This is a genomic window from Pseudomonas sp. SJZ078 (assembly GCF_007828255.1).
Lineage (GTDB): Bacteria > Pseudomonadota > Gammaproteobacteria > Pseudomonadales > Pseudomonadaceae > Aquipseudomonas.
In genome coordinates this window covers 39,542-60,825 of the sequence record NZ_VIUG01000018.1, presented here as the reverse complement: position 1 = coordinate 60,825, position 21,284 = coordinate 39,542, and the positions used below count along the sequence as shown (strand labels likewise).

General features: G+C 63.1%; 18 protein-coding genes. 11 read left to right on the top strand and 7 right to left on the bottom strand.

Going from position 1 to position 21,284, the window contains the following annotated elements; all coding sequences use genetic code 11:
• Positions 1 to 25 precede the first annotated feature (25 nt).
• A complete protein-coding gene (locus FBY02_RS16895; protein ID WP_144929413.1) occupies positions 26 to 514 on the top strand; it encodes a MarR family winged helix-turn-helix transcriptional regulator in 489 nt (162 codons plus the stop codon).
• Between the two features lie 7 nt (positions 515 to 521).
• On the opposite strand, the gene FBY02_RS16890 is transcribed toward FBY02_RS16895, so the two are convergent.
• On the bottom strand, positions 522 to 1,133 hold the full coding sequence (locus FBY02_RS16890; RefSeq protein WP_178111948.1) for a TetR/AcrR family transcriptional regulator: 612 nt from the start codon (positions 1,131 to 1,133) through the stop codon (positions 522 to 524).
• A gap of 111 nt (positions 1,134 to 1,244) precedes the next feature.
• Between FBY02_RS16890 and FBY02_RS16885 the strand changes: the two genes are divergently transcribed.
• Positions 1,245 to 2,252: an NAD(P)-dependent oxidoreductase gene (locus tag FBY02_RS16885; RefSeq protein WP_144929412.1), complete on the top strand. Its 1,008-nt coding sequence runs from the start codon at positions 1,245 to 1,247 to the stop codon at positions 2,250 to 2,252.
• Between the two features lie 468 nt (positions 2,253 to 2,720).
• Positions 2,721 to 3,767: a class I SAM-dependent methyltransferase gene (locus FBY02_RS16880; protein ID WP_144929411.1), complete on the top strand. Its 1,047-nt coding sequence runs from the start codon at positions 2,721 to 2,723 to the stop codon at positions 3,765 to 3,767.
• 143 nt (positions 3,768 to 3,910) lie between these two features.
• Here FBY02_RS16880 and FBY02_RS16875 read toward each other — a convergent pair whose 3' ends face one another.
• The 4 genes from FBY02_RS16875 to FBY02_RS16860 form a co-directional block, all read right to left on the bottom strand.
• The gene (locus FBY02_RS16875) at positions 3,911 to 6,484 is read right to left on the bottom strand and encodes an EAL domain-containing protein (protein WP_144929410.1); all 2,574 of its coding nucleotides are present in this window, start codon (positions 6,482 to 6,484) and stop codon (positions 3,911 to 3,913) included.
• A 143-nt stretch (positions 6,485 to 6,627) separates the two neighbouring features.
• A complete protein-coding gene (locus tag FBY02_RS16870) occupies positions 6,628 to 8,427 on the bottom strand; it encodes a thiamine pyrophosphate-requiring protein (RefSeq protein ID WP_144929409.1) in 1,800 nt (599 codons plus the stop codon).
• Between the two features lie 176 nt (positions 8,428 to 8,603).
• Positions 8,604 to 9,926, bottom strand: coding sequence for an ATP-binding protein (locus tag FBY02_RS16865; RefSeq protein ID WP_144929408.1), 1,323 nt, complete (start codon positions 9,924 to 9,926; stop codon positions 8,604 to 8,606).
• Positions 9,923 to 10,663 carry a response regulator gene (locus tag FBY02_RS16860; RefSeq protein ID WP_144929407.1) on the bottom strand — a complete coding sequence of 247 codons (741 nt, stop codon included), beginning with the start codon at positions 10,661 to 10,663 and terminating at the stop codon, positions 9,923 to 9,925. The genes FBY02_RS16865 and FBY02_RS16860 overlap by 4 nt, the downstream gene beginning before the upstream one ends.
• A gap of 232 nt (positions 10,664 to 10,895) precedes the next feature.
• Between FBY02_RS16860 and FBY02_RS16855 the strand changes: the two genes are divergently transcribed.
• The 3 genes from FBY02_RS16855 (at position 10,896) to FBY02_RS16845 (ending at position 12,950) form a co-directional block, all read left to right on the top strand.
• Complete coding sequence (locus tag FBY02_RS16855) at positions 10,896 to 11,159, top strand: DUF2790 domain-containing protein (protein ID WP_144929395.1); 264 nt, start codon at positions 10,896 to 10,898, stop codon at positions 11,157 to 11,159.
• 99 nt (positions 11,160 to 11,258) lie between these two features.
• On the top strand, positions 11,259 to 12,497 hold the full coding sequence (locus tag FBY02_RS16850) for a cytochrome c biogenesis protein DipZ (RefSeq protein WP_144929393.1): 1,239 nt from the start codon (positions 11,259 to 11,261) through the stop codon (positions 12,495 to 12,497).
• A gap of 123 nt (positions 12,498 to 12,620) precedes the next feature.
• Positions 12,621 to 12,950: a hypothetical protein gene (locus FBY02_RS16845; protein WP_144929391.1), complete on the top strand. Its 330-nt coding sequence runs from the start codon at positions 12,621 to 12,623 to the stop codon at positions 12,948 to 12,950.
• 28 nt (positions 12,951 to 12,978) lie between these two features.
• Here the strand turns inward: FBY02_RS16845 and FBY02_RS16840 are convergent, their stop codons facing one another.
• Positions 12,979 to 14,859, bottom strand: coding sequence for a sigma-54-dependent Fis family transcriptional regulator (locus tag FBY02_RS16840; protein WP_144929389.1), 1,881 nt, complete (start codon positions 14,857 to 14,859; stop codon positions 12,979 to 12,981).
• 345 nt (positions 14,860 to 15,204) lie between these two features.
• On the opposite strand from FBY02_RS16840, the gene FBY02_RS16835 reads away from it, so the two are divergent.
• From FBY02_RS16835 to FBY02_RS16815, 5 genes are all read left to right on the top strand, one after another.
• Positions 15,205 to 16,287, top strand: coding sequence for an ATP-NAD kinase family protein (locus FBY02_RS16835; RefSeq protein WP_144929387.1), 1,083 nt, complete (start codon positions 15,205 to 15,207; stop codon positions 16,285 to 16,287).
• A 3-nt stretch (positions 16,288 to 16,290) separates the two neighbouring features.
• Positions 16,291 to 17,268 carry a thiamine pyrophosphate-dependent dehydrogenase E1 component subunit alpha gene (locus FBY02_RS16830; protein WP_047702923.1) on the top strand — a complete coding sequence of 326 codons (978 nt, stop codon included), beginning with the start codon at positions 16,291 to 16,293 and terminating at the stop codon, positions 17,266 to 17,268.
• 35 nt (positions 17,269 to 17,303) lie between these two features.
• Positions 17,304 to 18,320: an alpha-ketoacid dehydrogenase subunit beta gene (locus FBY02_RS16825; protein WP_144929385.1), complete on the top strand. Its 1,017-nt coding sequence runs from the start codon at positions 17,304 to 17,306 to the stop codon at positions 18,318 to 18,320.
• Positions 18,320 to 19,432, top strand: a complete 1,113-nt coding sequence (locus tag FBY02_RS16820) for an acetoin dehydrogenase dihydrolipoyllysine-residue acetyltransferase subunit (RefSeq protein WP_144929383.1) — start codon at positions 18,320 to 18,322, stop codon at positions 19,430 to 19,432. Before FBY02_RS16825 ends, FBY02_RS16820 begins: the two co-directional genes overlap by 1 nt.
• Before the next feature lie 80 nt (positions 19,433 to 19,512).
• On the top strand, positions 19,513 to 20,577 hold the full coding sequence (locus FBY02_RS16815; RefSeq protein WP_256662518.1) for a 2,3-butanediol dehydrogenase: 1,065 nt from the start codon (positions 19,513 to 19,515) through the stop codon (positions 20,575 to 20,577).
• Positions 20,578 to 20,640: 63 nt separating this feature from the next.
• Here the strand turns inward: FBY02_RS16815 and FBY02_RS16810 are convergent, their stop codons facing one another.
• Positions 20,641 to 21,198 carry a DinB family protein gene (locus FBY02_RS16810; protein WP_144929379.1) on the bottom strand — a complete coding sequence of 186 codons (558 nt, stop codon included), beginning with the start codon at positions 21,196 to 21,198 and terminating at the stop codon, positions 20,641 to 20,643.
• Between the last annotated feature and the right edge of the window lie 86 nt (positions 21,199 to 21,284).

Below are 21,284 nucleotides of genomic sequence, written 5' to 3'. Positions count from 1 at the left end.
GGATGCACGTAATAGGAGCCATGCTATGCCATCGATGAAAAAGGTGCAAGATACACATATTTCTGAGCAGTTGAAGGTGCTGCATGGCGCGATGATCAGTCTCGTCAGTGCAATGAACCGGCCACAGAACGACGAGAGAATGATCGAGGAGGCCGGCATCCGGCTCGACCGGGCGTTGTTCTTCGTGCTTGTGGGCATTGAGCGACTGGGGCCAATCGGTGTGGTGGATCTGGCTGAACGTTCAGGACGCGACTACACCACCATCAGTCGTCAAGTTGCCAAGCTCGAAAGCCTGGGCCTGGTGACGCGTCGTGCAAGTCCCGTCGATCGCCGCGTGCGCGAAGCAGTCATTGCGCCGGCGGGAAAGGCGATGACTGATCGCATCGACGCTGCGCGTGAGCGGATGGGGCGTGCGGTCTTCAAGGATTGGGACGGGGAAGAGTTCGAGACATTCGTCAGACTGATGCGCAAGTTTGCCGATGGCCTGGAGAAGGAACTGTCAGTGGACACTTGACCTAGCCTCAATCAGCGTCCTGTACAGCGCCGCGGATAAGCGCCGCGAAGGCTTGGGTCACTTCGTCCTTGCCATGCCGACCGCGCATCGAGGCGCCCGCAAGTGCTTCTCCCGCACCGACCAGGCCGGTACAACGACGCTCCAGTTCGGTCACGGGCAGCTCGGTGTGGGGCTTGAGCACACGGGTGAACATTTGCACGCAGTTATCCAGCAGTTCCTGGAAAACCACGGCTTTCTCGTTGCTGCCTGCCAGCGCCGCACCCACCGCGAAGAACTCGTCGGTGTTGTCTGCCGCGCATTGGATATAGGCACTGGCGAGCACCAGCGCGGTTTCTTCCAGGGGCCGCTCGGTGCCTGTCATCGCATCACGGAACGCGTTGACCCGTTCGGTATCGATCCATTTATAAAGTTCGATCAGCAGGTCCGATCGAGTGCCGAAATGATCGTAGACCACCGGTTTTGACACGCCCGCGCGCACCGCAAGATGCCCCAGGGTCAAGCGGTCGGCGCCTTCCTCGCGCACGATCAATAACGCGGTGTCCAGCAACTGCCGCCGCCGTTCGGCTTTTGACAGTCGGCGGCTAGAAGACGGGGTCGGGGACTCGATGTCGGTTTGCACTTCGTCGCTCCAGGGTTAAAAAGCCTACCAATGGTAGGTAGTGGGGTGTATGTTCGGGTTGACTCTTCCTACTAATGGTAGGTTTCGTTTCCAGCACAAGGAGAACATATCATGTCTGTTGATCCTATCTTGTTTATGGGCGGTTCTGGCGCCATTGGCCATCACACTGCCCAGGCGCTGCGCGCCGCCCATCCCGGCGTACCGCTGCTGATCGGTGGCCGCGATCTGGCAAAGGCCCAGCGGGCCGCAGAAAAGCTCGGTAACGCCCAGGGCGTGCTGATCGATGCCGGCGCTGACGACCTGGGGCTCGGTGATCGCGCTGTCAGCGGTGTCGTGGTTTTTTACATGGACCACGCGCTTGCTGGGCTGCGTTACGCGCAAAGGCGTGGCGTGCCGCACCTCAGCATATCGTCCGGCATTTTCGAGATCGCACCGGAAATCGCGACGTACATGCACCGGCCCGATGCCGCGCCTATCGTCCTCGGATACGAATGGATGGCCGGCGCCACGACGGTGTCGACGTTGAAGGTGGCCGAGGCCTTCAGCCGCGTACACGACATCAGGATCAGTGCATTGATCGATGAGCAGGACACTGGAGGCCCGACGGTCGCGACTGACTTCGAACACCTGAACAGGATGCTTCCTGCCGCCATGACCCGGCGCGAGGGGGTGTATGTCTGGCGGGAAGGAGAAGAGGCCAGGGCCCGCTTCCGTGCGGTGGATGGCAGGGACATCGAAGCTGGCGGGTTCTCCTCCATCGACGTCGTCGGGTTGGCCGCCGCCACGGGCGCGCCCAATGTTCAATTCGACATGGCCATCGGGCTGAGCTCGACCCGACGCGAGGGTGGCCCCCTGTCGACAGAGATCATCATTGAACTGGCCGGCGAGGATCAGAAGGGCGAAGCGTTGCGTACACGCCACGCACTCGTCCACCCGGCGGGCACGGCACCGCTGACCGGCCTCAGCGTCGCGTTGCTCCTTGAGCGGTTGCTCGGGCTGGACGGGCAGCCGCCTACCGCGCCGGGCCTCTATTTCCCCTATCAATTGCTGAACGCGGCGACGTATCAACAACGCCTGGAACAGGAGGGGGGCGTGTTGCGCGAGCTAGCGGTGGAATGATTCGATCTCGCGGCGCCGGATGCGCCGCTATCGCGAGCAGGCTCGCTCCCACAGGGTCTGGTGGTGTATGCAAAAGGCAGCGTACTCCTCAAATCCAATGTGGGAGCGAGCCTGCTCGCGATAGCGGAGTGTCTGCCACGAAGAGTTGAATGTTCGCTCCCACACTGGATTGGGCTGTACGCCGCATTTACGTACAGCACCAGACCCTGTGGAAGTGAGTCTGCTTGCGAAGAACGAACGCACCGAGTGTCGCATCAGAAACCATGAACCCTTCTCCCGGATTAGACTGACAGTCCCCGCGCAGATCATTGCGCGGGTAGCCGGGCGCGTGCTCCCGCGTTCGCCAGGCGTTTCCCCACTCGGTGATGCGGCAATGCGCAACCGCGTGTCAATCCATCCGACCACCGCTACAGTTTTCAGGTCCTGCATGTCCGTATCGACGGTGGCCTTCTTACAGGAGGGTACGTAATGGACGAGGCAAAACTTAACGAGTTCATGGGCAAGCTGGTGTCCGACATGGGCGCCTCGGCAATGCTCGCCAATATGATCCTTGGCGATGAGCTCGGGTTGTATAAAGCCATGGCGGATAGCCGGCCGATCACCTCTGAAGAACTTGCGTCCAGAACGGGCTGCAATCCACGGCTGATCCAGGAATGGCTCAGCGCCCATGCGGCATCCGGGTACATGGAGCACCACGAGGGCCAGTTCGTCTTGCCTGAAGAACAGGCGTTGGCGCTGGCCATCGAGGATTCACCGGTGTATGTGGCGGGCGGTGTCATGGTGATCGCGTCCATGTTTCACGACAAGGACAAGCTGGTGGCGGCCATGCGCGGAGATGGAGGGCTGCCCTGGGGAGACCACCATCCCTGCATGTTTCACGGTACCGAACGCTTTTTCCGGCCTGGGTACAAATCCTATCTGGTGTCGCAATGGTTGCCGGCGCTGGAAGGGGTCGTCGATAAGCTCACCGCCGGTGCGAAGGTGGCAGACATCGGCTGTGGGCATGGCGCTTCGACTATCGTCATGGCCAAGGCCTTTCCTGCCTCGCGCTTTGTGGGGTTCGATTATCACGCGCCCTCCATTGCCACGGCGACGCAGCGTGCCGAAGAGGGCGGCGTCGAGGACCGGGTCAGCTTTGTCCAAAGTACCGCGAAGAGCTTCCCGGGAGATGATTACGATCTGATCTGCTATTTCGATTGCCTGCACGACATGGGGGACCCGGTCGGTGCAGCACGGCACGCCTATCAGTCGCTGAAGACAGACGGTACGGTGCTGCTTGTCGAGCCCTATGCCAAAGACACGCTGGACGAGAACATAACCCCCGTCGGACGACTGTTCTATGCCGCTTCCACGTTCATCTGTACACCGAACTCGCTGTCTCAGGAAGTGGGCCTGGGCCTGGGTGCGCAGGCCGGGGAGGCGAGGTTGCGGGAGGTATTTGCCGAGGCGGGTTTCGGACACTTGCGCCGGGCAGCGGAAACACCCTTCAACCTGATCCTGGAGGCCCGCAAGTAGTTGTGTCGGGACGGGCCGTGTACGGGGGAGAGACCGTGGGAGCAAAGCTTGCTCGCGATGGCATCGGGTCAGGCCGCATTGATTTCGACTGCCCAGGCGCTATCGCGAGCAGGCTCGCTTCCACCGGGGCTGTCTGGAGCTACTTATAGCCACCGGGGCGTGGTGAAGAACGAGGCCATTTCCGAGCGGGCCAGTGCCGAGCCGAAGTAAGGGCCCTGGACATGGTCGCAGGCAACGCTGCGCAATTGTCTGAATTGGCGGGCGTTTTCGATCCCTTCGGCGGTGACCATCAGGCCCACGCTGCGGCTCAGCCGGATCATCGCCAGGACGCCTTCCTGATCATGCTCCAGGCCCAGTTGCGAAAGGATATTGCGATCGAAGCGGATGCCGTCGAACGGTTGATTCAAGACTTCGCGAAGGGAGGCGATGTTGGTGCCGAACTTATCGATGTTGATCCGCACTCCCAGGTCCTTGAGGGCATGCAGGGTGGTGGCGACGGTCTTGTGGTCGACCAGCAGAATGCCCTCGGCCACTTCCAGGGTCAGTCGATGGGGAGCCAGATCGCTCGTCTCAAGGGCTGTCTGCACTTGATTGAGCAAGAAATTGCTGCTGAACCATTTCGGCGAAACCGCGACGGATACATTGACGGGCGTCGGCCAGCTCGCCGCTTCCTCACAGACGTTGATCAACATCCATGACCCCAACTCTTCCAACTGGCCTGACGCTTCAGCAACCGGAATGAAGTCGGAACCACCCAGCTCACCTTTTTCGGGATGATGCCAGAACGTCTGGGCTTCAAAGCCGTGCAACTGCTCGGCGTTGACATCGAAACGTGGCAGATAACGCAGCTCCAACTGGTCCCGGTGCATGGCGTCGCGCAGCTGCTGTTCATAGCGCCGGCGGTCGCGGGCCACATTACCCATGGCTTCCACGTAAACGCGCCAAGTGTTGCGGCCGGCTGCCTTGGCCGCATACAAGGCGATGTCGGCCTGGCGCAACAGCTCATCGGCCCGGCTGTCACCGGGGTGTGCCCAGGCCACACCGATACTCACGCCCAGGTACAGGGTGTTGCCGTCCAGGTGCATGGGGCGCTGCATGCAATCGATCAGGCGTCCACAGAGTTGATCGAGATCGTGGGCATTGCCGGGGTCGGGCATGACAATGACAAATTCGTCGCCGCCCAGACGAGCCACCAGGTCGGTATCGCGCACGTTCTGTTGAAGGATATGGGCCACCTCCTTCAACACTTTGTCGCCCACGGCATGGCCCAGGGAATCGTTGACCGGCTTGAAGCGGTCCATGTCCAGGTTCAGCACCGCCAACGACACGCCGCTGACCGGGTCCAGGTGTTCGCTGAGGCAGTCGAACAGCCGGTTGCGGTTGGCCAGCCCGGTCAGCGGATCGTGCAGGGAGAGGTGCTTGATCTGCGCCAATGCCCGCAACTCATCGGTGATATCGGTGGCGGTGCCGCGGAACCCCAGGGCGCCGGCTTCAATGGCCCGGACCGAGATTTTGCAGGTGCGGATGCGTTGATTGCGGGCCGTGTACTCGCACAACAGCGAATTCGAGGACTCATTATTGGCGCCGCCGAGCAACCACTGGGCAATGGAAATCGACCCGCCGTGGGGATGCAGCAGCCGATGCAGGGGCTTACCCAGCCACTCGGAGGGACTGAACCCGGTCACTTGCTCGAAGCGTTCCGACAGATAGGTCAATGTCCCGGCCGAATCGACTTCCCACAGCCAGTCGGAGGACACCTCCGCGATGTCGCGGAAGCGTTCTTCGCTACGCTCCAGCGCCTTGCGGTGGGCCAACAGGCTGTCGTACTGGTGTTCCTGGGCCCGAAGCATCATCAAGGCATGCCGCAGCACGGCGAGGGCCAGGATCCCCAGGATCAGCAGCGCCAGCACCAACAAGGGCAGCAAGACCTTGCGCAAATCATTGCCCGGAGTCGGCGGTCGCCAGGCCAGGGCCTCATGGATGTTCTCGCCAAGCGACAATTCGGCCGTTCCGTCCGGGCCCGGCTTATGGGCGATGTAGGCATCGGGCAGGGCAAAGTCCCGGGCCAGATTCTCCAATGAAGCCGGGTCGAGGACTTTCACAAACAGCATCAGGCTGGCCGGTCCCGGGATCTCGCGCACGCTGTTGTCCGTGCCGGTGGTGATGGCCGATGCGGCGACGAACGCGGGTGCGCCGTCGTGGTGCAGCAACTTGACGATGACTTCGTCACGGTTTTCCGCTGTACGGGCGGTCTTTCCCAGGCTTTGCAGGTCTCCCGTCAGCCAGGTACTGGCATCGGCGTCGCTCATTTCGCCGTTGATTACCGAGTAAACCGTTTTGCCCTTGGGGGAAATGACGAATACGGCCTGGTAACCGTAGAGCGAATAAACGCTGCTGCCGACATTTTCCTGGTCGTAGGCCCAGGCTTTATCCACCTTTACATGCAGATGGCGGTAAGCGTCGCTCCATTTGGAATAGTCGCTCAGGTCGCGACCGATACCCGTGCGGATGCCGTCGATGGCCCGTTGGGCAAAAAACAGGCTCTGTTCCCGGGCACGCTTGTCCTGGGCCCCGGTGATGTTGAGTAGCAGGGCAATCGCCAGCGCGGACATGACAAACAGCAGGAGCATGATGGCCGGGAAGGTGCGTCGGGTGAAACTACGGGTTGGCTTGCCCGGGGAAAACTTGGTGGAGTCGTTGCCTGCATCTTCAGTCATAAACAAGTCATCAGCTAAACGCGAAATATCCCGCACGCTTCTGTATCGGCTGCCAGGCCAGTTAACTTAACTGGTCTGGCAGCCGATTACTTGATAAGACGGTCAAATATTGGCACGCAGGCGCATGGCAGTCGGTAGCGCGTTTATTCCCTGTCCTTGCGATGGCCCGGCAACAGGGCGCCGAGGACCTGTTTGGCGGTTTCCACCACGATGCCGCGCTCGTTCGGGTCACCCTGGAGCAGGGTCGAAGCGAATTTCTTCGCCTGTTCCAGTTTGATATGGGGGGGCAGGGGCGGCACGTCGGGGTCGGTCCGGAATTCGATCAGGACCGGGCGTTCGGCCGCCAGCGCTTGCTCCCAGGCCGCAGCGACCTGGTCCTCCTGCTCGACGAGAATGCCCTTGAGGCCAATGGACTCGGCAAAAAGGTGATAAGGCACGTCCGGTATGTCCTGGGACGCCTCGAATTTCGGGTCGCCCTCCATGACACGTTGCTCCCAGGTCACCTGATTCAAATCCTGGTTATTGAACACTGCGCAGATCCAGGTGCCATTGGCCCAGGTGCGCCAGTATTTGGCGACGGTGATCAACTCGGCCATGTTGTTCATCTGCATCGCGCCGTCACCGACCAGGGCGATGACCGGCCGCTGCGGATGACAGAACTTCGCTGCGATCGCATAGGGCACCGCGGCGCCCATGGACGCCAGGCCACCCGACAACGAACACATCATGCCGCGACGGATCTGGATATCCCGGGCAAACCAGTTGGCGCAGGAGCCCGAGTCGCAGGTGATGATGGCGCGATCCGGCAAGCGGGGTGACAGCTCGAACGTGACCCGTTGCGGATTGATCGGTTTGGCCGACACCAAGGCGCGTATTTCCAGGGTCTTGTCCCAGTCTGCTCGCCAGTGCTCGATTTTCTTGCGCCAGGCGCGGTCGGTCTTTTCTTCGATCAACGGCAGGAGGGCGCGCAGGGTGTCGGCGCAGTCGCCTTGCAGGTTGACTTCCATGGGGTAACGCAGGCTGAGCATGTCCGGCTGAATATCGATCTGTACCCCGCGGGCCTGGCCTTCGGGCGGAAGGAACTCGGCATAGGGGAAACCGGAGCCGATCATCAGCAGCGTGTCGCAGCCGGCCATCAGGTTATCGCTGGGTTCGGTGCCCAGCAGACCGATGGAACCGGTGACCCAGGGCAGGTCATCCGGTACCGCGGCTTTGCCCAGCAGCGCCTTGGCCACGCCGGCCCCGAGTTTGTCGGCGATGGCGATCACTTCGTCTGTCGCCTGCAGCGCACCGGCGCCCACGAGGATAGCGACTTTCTTGCCAGCGTTGAGGACCTCGGCGGCTTGGCGCAGATCTTCTTCGTAAGGTACGACCCTGGGTTTGCGGTAGCCGACGCCGGAGTGAACCGTACCGTGCTTGTGGGGCGGTGGGGTGTATTCCATTTCTTGCAGGTCATTGGGCAGGACCAGTGCGGTGACACGTCGCTCGCCCACGGCGGTGCGGACGGCGCGGTCGAGCAGATGGCGCACCTGGGACGGTGTGCTGGCCTGCTGGACGAACGCCCCGGCCACATCCTTGAACAGGCTGACCAGGTCCAGCTCCTGCTGGTAATGCCCGCCGAGGGCGGCGCGGGCCTGCTGGCCGCTGATGGCGAGCACCGGCATGTGATCCATCCGGGCGTCGTAGAGGCCCGTCACCAAGTGCGATGCACCCGGCCCCGAGGTGGCGATGCACACTCCCAGCTCGCCGGTGAACTTGGCGTGGGCACAGGCCATGAACGCGGCCATTTCCTCGTGACGTGCCTGGATGAAGCGGATCTTGCCATTGGCACGGTTCAAGGCGCCGAAAACGCCATTGATGCCATCGCCCGGATAGCCATAAATACAGCGAACGCCCCATTCATAAAGGCGTTCCACCAGAAAATCACCGACGGTCATGCTCATGTCTGTCCCTCATTGCTGGGCCGCAGCCGCTTGGAACGGCGTGCAGCGTTGGGTGGCTACACAGGACTGGACCGACGCAAGTCTTCCAAGGTTTCGATTTTCGAAGGCGAGGGGCGATGGCTGGCTGATGCTCCGGGCGGCGATCCGACGATTGCGCTGGGCCGGTCAGCCTAGAGTCAACGGCCGAGCGAGGTGTCGCGGGGCAGACGCAGTTCGGCGCACAGGCCGCCGCCTTCGCGGTTGCTCAAGGTCAGCGAGCCGCCCATGGCCGTCGCCAGTTGCTGGGCGATGGCCAGTCCCAGTCCGGTCCCACCGGTTTCACGGTTGCGCGAGCTTTCCACCCGGTAGAACGGCTTGAGCACTTCGGCCAGTTCCTGCTCATTGATGCCGGGCCCGCGGTCCAGGACCTGGATCGCCAGTTGGCCGTCGTTCTCGGCCTGCACCTCGATCCGCGCCGCGCCACCGAACTTCAACGCGTTGTCCACCAGGTTCACCAGCACCCGGCGCAAGGCATGGGGGCGGGTGTCGATGACGGCGGCGTTCTTTCCGGACAGTTGTACATCCTGCCCGGTGTCCTGGTAGTCGAACACCAGGCTGTCGAGGAATGCATCCAGGCTGATGCGGCAGCTGGCCTCGGTGGCGCCGTGGATGCTGCGGGCGTAGGCCACGCCTTCGCGCACCAGATGTTCCATTTCACCCAGATCGCTCCAGAGTTTGTCCTTCTCAATGCCCTCGTCCATGAATTCCGCGCGCAGCTTCATGCGGGTGATGGGGGTCTGCAGGTCGTGAGAGATCGCCGCCAGCAACTGCATGCGCTCCTTGAGATAGGCGGCGATGCGGTCCTGCATGGCGTTGAATGCCTTGGCGGCATGGACCACTTCGGTCGGGCCGTGTTCATCCAGGCGCACGCTGTGGGCATTCGGGTCGAGGGTTTCCACGGCCTGGGCCAGCCGGGTCAGCGGGCCGACGGCGATGCGCACGGCCAGCCAGGTGCAGCCGATCAGCAACGCCAGCTGCCCCAGCAATACCACCGGCAGCCAGGGGGAGAGGGGCATCATGGCTGGGCGGACGTCGATGGTCAGCGGACTGCCGTCGCTCAGGCGCAGGTGCGCCTGGTAATGCTTCTGCGGTCCCGGAATGTCGATAAAGGTCAGGGGATAGGCCTCACCGATGGCGTCCTCGATCGAACTCACCGAGATCGGCGCGTCGTCACGGGCTATCGGCTGGCCGGGTTGCCCTTCATTCAGCAGGTAACCGTAATTGCGCCGGGTGAGCCTGGGCAGCCAGTCCGGGCGTTCGGCGGCGGGCAGGCGGTCCAGGATGGCGACGGAGGTCGAGACATCGGTTTCCAGGTTGCCGAGCATGGTGGACTTGGCGGTCTGGTAGCGCTCGTAGTACTGGACGCCGAACGACAGGCCCTGGGCCAGGATCAGGCCGATCAGGAAAATCAGCGACAGCCGCGAGGCGAGGGTGCGCGGCCACCGTAGCGGCAGATTCATGTCGACGCCTCGAGAATCTCCACCGGCAAGGAGAAGACATAGCCTTCGCTGCGCACGGTCTTGATGTAGGCCGGCTCGCGGGCGTCATCCAGCAGACGCTGGCGCAGGCGGCTGACCAGCAGGTCGATGGAGCGATCGAACAGGTCGGCGTCCCGGCCCTGAGTCAGGTTCAGCAGTTGGTCGCGGTTGAGCACCCGCTGCGGATGGTCGAGGAACACCCGCAACAACCGGTACTCCGCGCCGCTCAGGGCAACCATGGTGCCGTCGCTGTCCAGCAGATGTCGCGCCGTGGTGTCCAGGCGCCAGCGGCCGAACGCCAGCAGACGGCCGCTTTCGGTGACCACCAGGTTGGGCGGCAGCATGCGGGTGCGGCGCAACACCGCGTTGATCCGGGCCAGCAGCTCACGGGCGGCGAAGGGTTTGACCAGATAATCATCGGCGCCCATTTCCAGACCGATGATGCGGTCGGTTTCGTCGTTGCGGGCGGTGAGCATCAGCACCGGCGTGTTCTTGTGCTTGCCGGCGCGCAGCTCCCGACACAGGACCAGGCCGTCATCCCCCGGCATCATCAGGTCCAGCACGATCAGATCTACCGGCGTGGTTTCCAGGAAGGCGCGCATCTGCCGACCATCGGCGACGACGGTGGTGCGCAGGCCATTCTTCTTCAGGTAGTTACCCACCAGTTCTCTGATCTCGCGATCGTCATCCACTATCAACACGTGATCGACATGATCCATGGTGTTCAGCCCTCTTGGCGTTTCGTTGTGATCAGAATACAGGGGCCGGCGGGCCCGGCTCGCGACGGATTGTATTGCAGTGTATCTGGCGCCCGCCGGATACACAGCGATGCAAAAAGCGCCCGGGCTCGATACAGACGCGATACCTCAGCGGCATTCAATGGCATCCAACGAGGCAACACACCCGGCCTCGACAGCAAGTACACCCATTGAATGAATCAAGGACACCGCCATGAACACCAAAGCCATCTACGCCGCCTGCCTGTTCGCCGCGCTGAACATCTGCACCCTGTCGGCCCGGGCCGAAAGCGACGTCCAGACGCAGACCTATGCCTATGGCAGTCACCTGGACATCCAGAAAGTGCTCTCCGTTTCCGAAGACAGCGGCCCCGCCTGCGGCGTGGTCAATGCCCACATGACTTACCTGGATTCGGCCGGGCATCGCCAGGCACTGGAGTATCGCAAACTGGCTGATCACTGCAATAACGACAACTGAAAGTAAAATATCAATAATGGTTAATAACTTATTGTTTTAATTGGTATATGTTTTATATAAACAGGCCCGAACCGGCCTGGCTGCCCATGAGGTGATGCCATGCTTCTGATCGCTTTCCTCGGCGGGATCCTGACGATCCTCAGCCCTTGTATTCTCCCCGTGGTGCCGTTTCTGTTCGCCCGGGCCAATCGTACCGCCAGTTCGATGTTGCTGACCCTCGGCGGCATGGTGCTGACTTTTGCCTTGGTATCGAGCCTGGCGGTGGTCAGCAGCGACTGGGTATTGCGCGCCAGCAGCGTAGGTCGGCAAGTCGCCCTGGGGGTGATGGTGCTGTTCGCCTTGTCGTTGATCTTCAGCCGGGTTGGCAGCTGGTTGGCGCGGCCGTTGGTCAGCCTGGGCAATCGCGTCGATGCGGGCGCCGGACGACTGGGTGGGCCGTTGGCCTCGGTGTTGATCGGCGTTGCCACCGGGCTGCTCTGGGCGCCCTGTGCCGGGCCGATACTCGGGGTGATCCTGACCGGCGCCATGCTGCAGGGCGCCAGCGCCGGAACCAGCCTGTTGCTGCTGGCCTACGGGCTGGGCAGTGCCTTGTCGCTGGGAACCCTGATCTTCGCCGGACGTGGCTTGGCCGCGCGGCTGAAGCTTTCTTTGCCCGTGACCGCCTGGCTGCGTCGTGGCAGTGGGGTGGTGGTGTTGCTGGCTGCCGTGGCCATCGCTACTGGTGCCGATGATCGACTGTTGGCCAATACCTCTTCCCAAGGAGCCGCCAGCCTGGAGCAGCGGGTGCTGGAGAAGGTGCCCCAGGCAATCGACTACGTGGTCAGCAAGGCCAGCGCCAACCCGCTGCCGAGTCTCGAGTCCCAGGGCGCCATGCCTTCGCTGGACGGTGCGGTGCAATGGTTGAACTCGCCGCCGCTGAGCAGTGAATCGCTGAAGGGCAAGGTGGTGCTGGTGGATTTCTGGACCTACGACTGCATCAATTGCCAGCACACGCTGCCCTATGTGAACGACTGGGCCAAGAAGTATAAGCAGGACGGCCTGGTGGTGATCGGCGTTCACACCCCGGAATACGGCTACGAGAAGATCATCGACAACGTACGCCAGCAGGTGCGCAAACTGGACATCCACTACCCGGTGGCCATCGACAACCAGTATGCGATCTGGCGTGCCTTCAACAACCAGTACTGGCCGGCGCACTATTTCATCGATGCCAAGGGGCAGGTGCGCTACAGCCACTTCGGTGAAGGCCGCTACGGCGAGCAGGAGCAGGTGATCCAACAGTTGCTGCAGGAGGCCAAGGCGGACTCCGCCGTTACTCATCAACCCAATGGCCAATAAAATACCAACCTGTGGCGAGGGGATTTATCCCCTCGCCACAGGGGCGCGCACGTCAGTGCTGGCCCCTTGCTTTCTGGAACCTCGTCAAACTTCTTTTATTTCAGAAAGTTGGGCGACAAACCTATGCGTGTTTCTATATGGGTGGTAACGACAGTTTTCCTGGTCAGCGTCGCGCTTGAGGCTCAGGCCCGGGCGCTGACGCAAAACCAGCAGTCCGTATGTCGTTGGGGGGCGGACATCGCGGCAGGCGCGCAAGCCTCCAAGCTCTCCGGTGTCTCCCTGTACGGCGCCCGGAAAAAGCTGCAAGTGCGCAAATTCCCCCGGCCATGGATGCGTATGACCGCCCTGGGCATCACCGAACAGACCTACGACAGCGCGTCTCGCCTCAAACCCGCCGCGGTCAAGCAGACCTACTACGAGCAGTGCGTGCGTCACGAGTTGGCGCGCCGCTAGGTTCTGTACGGAAAGCCTTGATACTCGTTCATGCCGGGCTTCGACCAGGCATGTCGATGCCATGTTGATGCACCCGTCGGTACAGGGTGGCCCGGGAAATGCCCAGGGCCCGGGCGGCGGCGGTGGGTTTCCAGCGATGGCGCACGAGGGCATCGAGCAGGGCCTGGCGTTCCGGGCTGGCGCTGGGCTCTGGGGCAAGGGCAGCGACGGGCGAGCCGTGCAACGACTCGGGCAGGTGAGCGCGCTGGATCACCCGGCTCTCGCATACCGCACAGGCGTAGCGCAACACATGGCGCAACTGGCGGACATTGCCCGGCCAGTGATAGCCGAGCAGGCATTCCAGGGCCGCGCTGCTCAATTGCACGGCGCCGCCGCAGCGGGTCGACTCCTCTTCGAGGATACGGTTGATCAGCGTCAGCCGGTCACTGCGCTCGCGCAGCGGCGGCAGTTGGAAGCGGGCGCCTCCCAGGCGGAAATACAGGTCCTCGCGAAACTCGCCGGCGGCGACCAGGTTCTCCAGGTCACGGTGGGTGGCGCAGATCACCTGGATGTCCACGGCTTTGCGGCGTGATGCACCGAGAGGCGCCACTTCGCCCTCCGCCAGCACCCGCAACAGACGAGTCTGCAAGGCCAGCGGCATATCACCGATTTCGTCCAGAAATAGCGTGCCGCCATCGGCCTGCTGCAACAGGCCCTGCATGCCCTTGGCCGAGGCGCCGGTAAACGCCCCGGCCACGTAGCCGAACAATTCGCTCTCGATCAGGCTTTCAGGAATCGCGGCGCAGTTCAGCGCGACGAAAGGACGCTCACGGCGCTGACTGGCCTGGTGCAACTGGCGGGCGAACACCTCTTTGCCGGAGCCGGTTTCGCCCTGGATCAACACCGGCAGGTTGCGATCCTTGACCCGCACCGCCAGGCGCAGGCTGTCGGCCAGGCGTGGATCGACGTCGACCGGTGCCATAGCCGCCCGTGTACGCGGCCGCGCCCGCTGCCGTGGCGCGCTCAAGCGGCCATGCAGGGACGACTCGGTCCCCTGGCGGTCGAAGGGATAAAGACTCTCGTCCCGGGCACGGTGCAACCATTGTTGATCGAAGACCTGGCTGATGTGCTGCGGCAACTGGCCGTATTGCTGCAGCAGGTACTGGCGTGCGGCGGGGTTCAGGGCCTGCAGGCAGCCATCGTCGTCCCAGGCGAACAGATAATCGGGCTGGCTGTCGACGTAGCCGGCGTTGCGGTGGGCTCGCAGTACCCAATAACCCTGGGCGCTGCTCATGAAGAATGCCTGTTCGATTTCCCGGGCGCTCTGCACCACCATCTGGCGGATCAAGTGCTGCGAGCGGCGCTCATCCGGTGAGCGAACCGCTGACACATCCAGCACCCCAAGCAGTTCTCCCTGAGGATCGAAGACCGGCGCGGCGGAGCAGGTCAGGCCAATGAAGGCGGCGCGGAAGTGATCGCGCTTGTGCACCGTCACCGGCGCCTTGGCCGTGAGCACTGCCGCCACGCCGCACGTGCCTTCCTCGCCCTCCGACCAACAGGTGCCCAGGTAAAGTCCGGCCTTGCGGCAGTCATTGCGAATGGCGGTTTCAACACGGTAGTCGATGGTCTGACCCTGGGCATCGGTCAGCAGCACACAGTAGTCGGCGTCCCGTACCCGGCCATGGAGGCGCGCCACTTCTTCGCTGGCGATATTGAGGAACAGTTCGGAGCGCTCGCGGCATTGCTTGAGCACATCCTCGGACAGGATGCGCGGGCCCTGCAGCGAGCCAGGGTCGAGGCGATGCTGCTCCATGGACCGACGCCAGGAGTCGAGGATCAGGTTCGGGACGGGAAGCTGCGGCAATTGGTCCGCGTTCTTCACGACGCGGCTGACGCAATCCACATGGGCCCGGGAGTGAGCGGAAAGCATGACTGGCCTCCGGTTCAGCTTCTTATCGTTGTGCGCTCATTAAGCGCCGTTCGCCGGACACAGACAAGCCTGACGGGATCAGGTGCCGGCGTGAGACGCCACGTCTCACGGTCTCGCCAATGGCTCGTGCAGGCTGATATGTGGCGTCTCACGGGGCCTTGTCCCGGTTCGTGGTTTATCTCGCTGCGAAGGCTCTGGTCCGGGCGTCTGCCGGGATTTTCGCGCAACTGGCACCGCCCTTGCTCTAGGCCCTGTACCCGCACGACGGGCCTTCCAATAATAAGAAACGAGGTACGCCATGTCTTCCTGCCCTGGTCATTTGCCCGTCACGTCCGCGGTGGCGCCATGAGTCGCCGCCCCCTGACCGTAGGCATCATCGCCAACCCAGCCTCGGGCCGCGACGTTCGGCGCCTGACCGCCAACGCCGGGCTGTTTTCCAGCACTGACAAGGTCTCGGTGATTCAGCGCTTGCTGGCGGCTTTCGGTGCCACCGGTATCGAACAGGTGCTGATGCCCACCGACATGACCGGCATCGCCGCCGCCGTGCTGAAGAACAGCCACAGCCGCCACGCCCGCGACAGTCATTGGCCGGCCCTGGAGTTTCTCGACCTGACCTTGCGCCAGACCGTGGAAGACACCCGCAGGGCCGCGCGGCTGATGGCCGAGCGCGAGGTGGCGCTGATCGCCGTGCTCGGTGGTGACGGCACCCACAAGGCCGTCGCCGCCGAAGTGGGCGATATCCCCTTGCTGACCCTGTCCACCGGTACCAACAACGCTTTCCCCGAGCTGCGCGAGGCCACCACGGCAGGGCTCGCCGGCGGGTTGTACGCCAGCGGCCGCATTCCCGGGCAGATCGGCTTGCGGCGCAACAAACGCTTGCTGGTGTGCGAGGCCCAGCGCGGCCTGCGGGAAATCGCCCTGGTGGACGTTGCCGTGTCGCCGCTGCGCTTCGTCGGCGCCCGTGCCATCAGCCGGGCGGCGGATCTGGCCGGAGTCTTCGTGACCTTTGCCGAGCCGCAATCCATTGGCCTGTCGGCCTTGTGTGGCTTGTGGCTGCCGGTGACGCGGCAGGAGCCGGGCGGCGCCTGGATGCGCCTGGACCCGCAATCGCCCGAAGCGCTGCTGGTGCCGCTGGCCCCAGGCCTGTTGCAGGGCTGCGGCGTGCTCGCGGCCGGCCGCCTGGAGCCAGGCGTGGCCCACCCGTTGGCGCTGTCCAGCGGCACGCTGGCCCTGGATGGCGAACGGGAAATCGAATTCAACCCGCACGACCGTCCCACAGTCACCCTCGATGCCGGCGGCCCGCTGAGCATCGATGTCGACGCGGTGCTGGCCTACGCCGCGCAACAGCGCTTGCTGGGCATCGGCCGTGAACACCCGCAACACCCCCTGAACCTGCAAATCACCCTTCAAGACACCCCTGGAGAATAAAAAATGTCGACACCGCTCACCCACGATCAACTGCTGCACGCCTACCAGGTGATGCGCACCATCCGCGCGTTCGAAGAGCGCCTGCACGTGGAATTCGCCACCGGCGAGATTCCCGGTTTCGTCCACTTGTATGCCGGCGAAGAGGCCTCGGCCGCCGGGGTCATGGCCCACCTGGGCGATGACGACTGCATTGCCTCCAACCACCGCGGCCACGGCCATTGCATCGCCAAAGGCGTGGATGTCTACGGAATGATGGCCGAGATCTACGGCAAGAAAACCGGGGTCTGCCAAGGCAAGGGCGGCTCCATGCACATCGCCGATTTCGAGAAGGGCATGCTCGGCGCCAACGGCATTGTCGGCGCCGGTGCGCCGCTGGTGGTCGGTGCGGCGCTGGCGGCCCGGCTCAAGGGCACCGACAGCGTCGCGGTGGTGTTTTTCGGTGACGGCGGCTCCAACGAAGGCGCGGTATTCGAGGCCATGAACATGGCTTCGGTGTGGAACCTGCCGTGCCTGTTCATCGCCGAGAACAACGGCTACGCCGAGGCCACGGCGTCCAATTGGTCGGTGGCGTGCGATCACATCGCCGACCGTGCCGCCGGGTTCGGCATGCCGGGGGTGACCGTGGACGGTTTTGACTTCTTCGCCGTCCACGAAGCCGCCGGGGCGGCCATCGAGCGTGCCCGGGCCGGGGAAGGGCCGTCGCTGATCGAGGTCAAGCTGACCCGCTATTACGGGCATTTCGAGGGCGATGCGCAGACGTATCGGGCACCGGATGAGGTCAAGCACTTCCGTGAAAACCAGGACTGCCTGATGCAGTTTCGCGAGCGCACGACCCGGGCCGGGTTGCTTTCGGCCGAGCAACTGGACCAGGTCGACCGGGAAGTGGAACTGCTGATCGAAAACGCCGTGCGCAAGGCCAAATCCGATCCCAAGCCTGCGGCGGCTGATCTGCTCACTGACGTCTACGTCTCCTACCCCTGAACGCCCCTTATAAAACAAGAACAGAGAATTCCATCATGGCGAGAAAAATCAGCTATCAGCAGGCAATCAACGAAGCCCTGGCCCAGGAAATGCGCCGCGATAGCAGCGTGTTCATCATGGGCGAGGACGTGGCCGGTGGCGCCGGCGCGCCCGGTGAGAACGACGCCTGGGGCGGTGTGCTTGGCGTCACCAAGGGCCTCTACGACCAGTTCCCCGGTCGTGTGCTCGACACCCCGTTATCGGAAATCGGTTACGTCGGCGCAGCGGTCGGGGCCGCGACCTGTGGTGTGCGCCCGGTGTGCGAACTGATGTTCGTCGACTTCGCCGGCTGCTGCCTGGACCAGATCCTCAACCAGGCGGCGAAGTTTCGCTACATGTTCGGTGGCAAGGCTGCCACGCCGTTGGTGATCCGTACCATGGTCGGTGCCGGCCTGCGCGCCGCAGCCCAGCATTCACAGATGCTCACGTCCTTGTGGACGCACATCCCCGGGCTGAAGGTGGTGTGCCCGTCGTCGCCCTACGATGCCAAGGGTTTGTTGATTCAGGCGATCCGCGACAACGATCCGGTGATCTTCTGCGAGCACAAATTGCTCTACGGCATGCAGGGCGAGGTGCCCGAAGAGCTCTACACCATCCCGTTCGGCGAGGCCAACTTCCTGCGCGACGGCAAGGACGTGACCCTGGTGTCCTACGGCCGCATGGTCAACACCGCCATGGACGCAGCACGTAGCCTGGCCGGGCGCGGCCTCGATTGCGAGGTCATCGACCTGCGCACCACCAGTCCGATGGACGAGGACAGCATCCTCGAAAGCGTGGAAAAGACCGGGCGCCTGGTGGTCATCGATGAGGCCAACCCACGCTGCTCCATGGCCACCGATGTTTCGGCGCTGGTGGCCCGGAAAGCCTTCGGCGCGCTCAAGGCGCCGATCGAGATGGTCACCGCGCCGCACACGCCGGTGCCGTTCTCCGATTCCCTGGAAGATCTGTACATCCCTGACGCGGCGAAGATCGAACAAGCCGTGCTCAACGTGATCGAGTGGAGCAAGCGCTGATGAGCCAGATTCATACCCTGACCATGCCCAAGTGGGGGCTGTCGATGACTGAAGGCCGGGTCGATGCCTGGCTCAAGGAGGAGGGCCAGGCCATTACCAAGGGCGACGACGTGCTGGATGTGGAGACCGACAAGATCTCCAGCAGCGTCGAAGCGCCGTTCTCCGGTGTGTTGCGTCGGCAGATCGCGCGCCAGGACGAAACCCTGGCGGTCGGCGCCTTGCTGGGCATTGTCGTCGAAGGCGAGGCCAGTGACGCCGAGATCGATGCGGTCATCGAGCAGTTCCAGTCCAGTTTCGTGCCGGGCGACAGCGGTGACGAAGACACCGGCGCGAAACCGCAGAAGGTCGAGCTGAACGGTCGGGTGATCCGCTACTTTGAACGCGGCCAAGGGGGCGTGCCATTGGTGTTGGTCCACGGTTTTGGCGGGGACCTGAACAACTGGCTGTTCAACCATGAGGCCCTGGCGGCCGACCGCCGGGTGATCGCCCTGGATCTGCCGGGCCATGGCGAGTCCGGCAAGACCCTGCGACGGGGCGACCTGGACGAGCTGAGCGGCGCGGTGCTGGCCTTGCTCGATCACCTGGACATCAGCGTCGCGCACCTGGTGGGGCATTCCATGGGCGGCGCCGTGTCGCTGAACAGCGCACGCTTGATGCCCCAGCGGGTGCGTTCCCTGACGCTGATCGGCAGCGCCGGCCTCGGCCCTGAGATCAACGGCGGCTACCTGCAAGGCTTTGTCGAGGCCTCCAACCGCAACGCCCTCAAGCCGCAATTGGTGCAGTTGTTCTCCAATGCCGAGCTGGTCAACCGGCAGATGCTCGAAGACATGCTCAAGTACAAGCGCCTGGAGGGCGTGGAGGTAGCGTTGAAGCAGCTGTCGGCGACCTTGTTCGCCGAGGGTCGCCAACAGGTGGACTTGCGCGAGGTGGTGCAGGCTGGTCACGTGCCGACTCTGGTGGTCTGGGGCAGCGATGACGCGATCATCCCGGCGACCCATGGCGAAGGGCTGGACGCCCAGGTCGAGGTACTGGCCGGCCAGGGCCACATGGTGCAGATGGAAGCGGCCGAGCAGGTCAATCGATTGATCCTTGAGTTCATTGAGCAGCACTGATCAAACGGGCGACGCGCGAGTCGTCGCCCCCAAGCATTCTGGAGAACGCTATGAACGCCTCAATCAAGCCCACCCGCAGCATGCGCGCCGCCGTCTGGCATGGCCGTAACGACATCCGCGTCGAAGACGTACCGTTGCCCGTTTCGCCGCCTGCCGGCTGGGTGCAGATCCGCGTGCAGTGGTGCGGCATCTGCGGCTCCGACCTGCATGAGTACGTGGCCGGGCCGGTGTTCATCCCGGTGGACGCGCCGCACCCGCTGACCGGTATCAAGGGCCAGTGCATCCTCGGTCATGAATTCTGTGGTGAAATCGTCGAGCTGGGTGCCGGGGTAGAGGGCTTCAGCGTTGGCGAGCCGGTGGCAGCGGATGCCTGCCAGCACTGCGGCACCTGCTACTACTGCACCCACGGGCTCTACAACATCTGCGAGAACCTGGCGTTCACCGGCTTGATGAACAACGGCGCGTTCGCGGAACTGGTCAATGTGCCGGCCAACTTGCTCTATAAATTGCCCGCCGGTTTTCCTGCCGAGGCCGGCGCGCTGATCGAGCCGTTGGCGGTGGGCATGCACGCGGTCAAGAAGGCCGGCAGCCTGCTGGGCCAGAACGTCGTGGTGGTTGGCGCCGGGACCATCGGCCTGTGCACTATCATGTGCGCCAAGGCCGCCGGGGCGGCCCAGGTGATTGCCCTGGAGATGTCCGGGGCGCGCAAGGCCAAGGCCCTGGAGGTCGGTGCCACTCATGTCATCGATCCCAACCAGCGCGATGCGCTGGCCGAGGTGCGCCGCCTGACCGGAGGGCTGGGTGCCGATGTCAGCTTCGAATGCATCGGTAACAAGCACACCGCCAAGTTCGCCATCGACCTGATCCGCAAGGCTGGCAAATGCGTGCTGGTGGGGATTTTCGAGGAGCCGAGCGAATTCAATTTCTTCGAGCTGGTATCCACCGAGAAACAGGTGCTCGGCGCACTGGCCTACAACGGCGAGTTTGCCGACGTCATCGCGTTCATCGCCGATGGCCGCCTGGACATCTCGCCCCTGGTGACCGGGCGCATCCAGCTGGAACAGATTGTCGGACAGGGGTTCGAGGAACTGGTCAACAACAAGGAACACAACGTGAAGATCATCGTGTCACCGGCCCGGAGCTGACTTTTCCGATGTGGGCGATTGGCGATGGCCGGCAGCGGCCATCGCATTTTTTATGCTTTGGATTCAATCCGGCAGATAGGCCCGCCAGACCCGGCTTTCGTCGAGCTGCAATTGCTGTTCTTCCGTTTGCCGGAACTTGCGGTCGCAGTCGAGGAAAAACTCGTCGAGCTGTGGCGGCTCGATGTCGGTGTCGCTGAGCATCGTGTGGACCTGGCCACGGTGGTGAATCTGGTGTTCGAACAGGTGCAGCAGCAACCGGTCGATACGCTCGGGCACCACCGCACCGTCGGCGCGTACCAGCTCGACGGACCGGGCGAGGTCTTTCTCCCGCAAGGATTCGCAGAACGTGACCAATCGCTGGTCGCTGCGGGCCTGGCTTTGCACCAGATCGGCAAAGGCCAGGGTCTCGGAGAAATCCTTGGTCTGACCGTCACGATCGCCTTCCAGGGCGGTGAGGTAATAGCAATCCACCTCCAGGATATGGCAGAGGGTGGCTTGTATGGATGGAAAGAACCCGGTGCGGCGTGTCAGGTATTCGTCTTCGCTCAATTGCGCGCAAGTGCTGAGCAGGCGGTGGTTGGCCCACTGGTTATTCAGGGCCTGGGCCAGGAAATAGTTCATGGGAAGCCTTCCTTGATGTGGCCGCCTGGAATCCTGTGGGAGCGGGCTTGCTCGCGAAGACGGCGGACTATCCAGCATAGTCTTAT

Coding starts and splice junctions, on each gene's coding strand:
- FBY02_RS16895 (WP_144929413.1), top strand. CDS start 26: ATGCCATCGATGAAAAAGGTGCAAGATACACATATTTCTGAGCAGTTG.
- FBY02_RS16885 (WP_144929412.1), top strand. CDS start 1,245: ATGTCTGTTGATCCTATCTTGTTTATGGGCGGTTCTGGCGCCATTGGC.
- FBY02_RS16880 (WP_144929411.1), top strand. CDS start 2,721: ATGGACGAGGCAAAACTTAACGAGTTCATGGGCAAGCTGGTGTCCGAC.
- FBY02_RS16875 (WP_144929410.1), bottom strand. CDS start 6,484: ATGACTGAAGATGCAGGCAACGACTCCACCAAGTTTTCCCCGGGCAAG.
- FBY02_RS16870 (WP_144929409.1), bottom strand. CDS start 8,427: ATGAGCATGACCGTCGGTGATTTTCTGGTGGAACGCCTTTATGAATGG.
- FBY02_RS16865 (WP_144929408.1), bottom strand. CDS start 9,926: ATGAATCTGCCGCTACGGTGGCCGCGCACCCTCGCCTCGCGGCTGTCG.
- FBY02_RS16860 (WP_144929407.1), bottom strand. CDS start 10,663: ATGGATCATGTCGATCACGTGTTGATAGTGGATGACGATCGCGAGATC.
- FBY02_RS16855 (WP_144929395.1), top strand. CDS start 10,896: ATGAACACCAAAGCCATCTACGCCGCCTGCCTGTTCGCCGCGCTGAAC.
- FBY02_RS16850 (WP_144929393.1), top strand. CDS start 11,259: ATGCTTCTGATCGCTTTCCTCGGCGGGATCCTGACGATCCTCAGCCCT.
- FBY02_RS16845 (WP_144929391.1), top strand. CDS start 12,621: ATGCGTGTTTCTATATGGGTGGTAACGACAGTTTTCCTGGTCAGCGTC.
- FBY02_RS16840 (WP_144929389.1), bottom strand. CDS start 14,859: ATGCTTTCCGCTCACTCCCGGGCCCATGTGGATTGCGTCAGCCGCGTC.
- FBY02_RS16835 (WP_144929387.1), top strand. CDS start 15,205: ATGAGTCGCCGCCCCCTGACCGTAGGCATCATCGCCAACCCAGCCTCG.
- FBY02_RS16830 (WP_047702923.1), top strand. CDS start 16,291: ATGTCGACACCGCTCACCCACGATCAACTGCTGCACGCCTACCAGGTG.
- FBY02_RS16825 (WP_144929385.1), top strand. CDS start 17,304: ATGGCGAGAAAAATCAGCTATCAGCAGGCAATCAACGAAGCCCTGGCC.
- FBY02_RS16820 (WP_144929383.1), top strand. CDS start 18,320: ATGAGCCAGATTCATACCCTGACCATGCCCAAGTGGGGGCTGTCGATG.
- FBY02_RS16815 (WP_256662518.1), top strand. CDS start 19,513: ATGCGCGCCGCCGTCTGGCATGGCCGTAACGACATCCGCGTCGAAGAC.
- FBY02_RS16810 (WP_144929379.1), bottom strand. CDS start 21,198: ATGAACTATTTCCTGGCCCAGGCCCTGAATAACCAGTGGGCCAACCAC.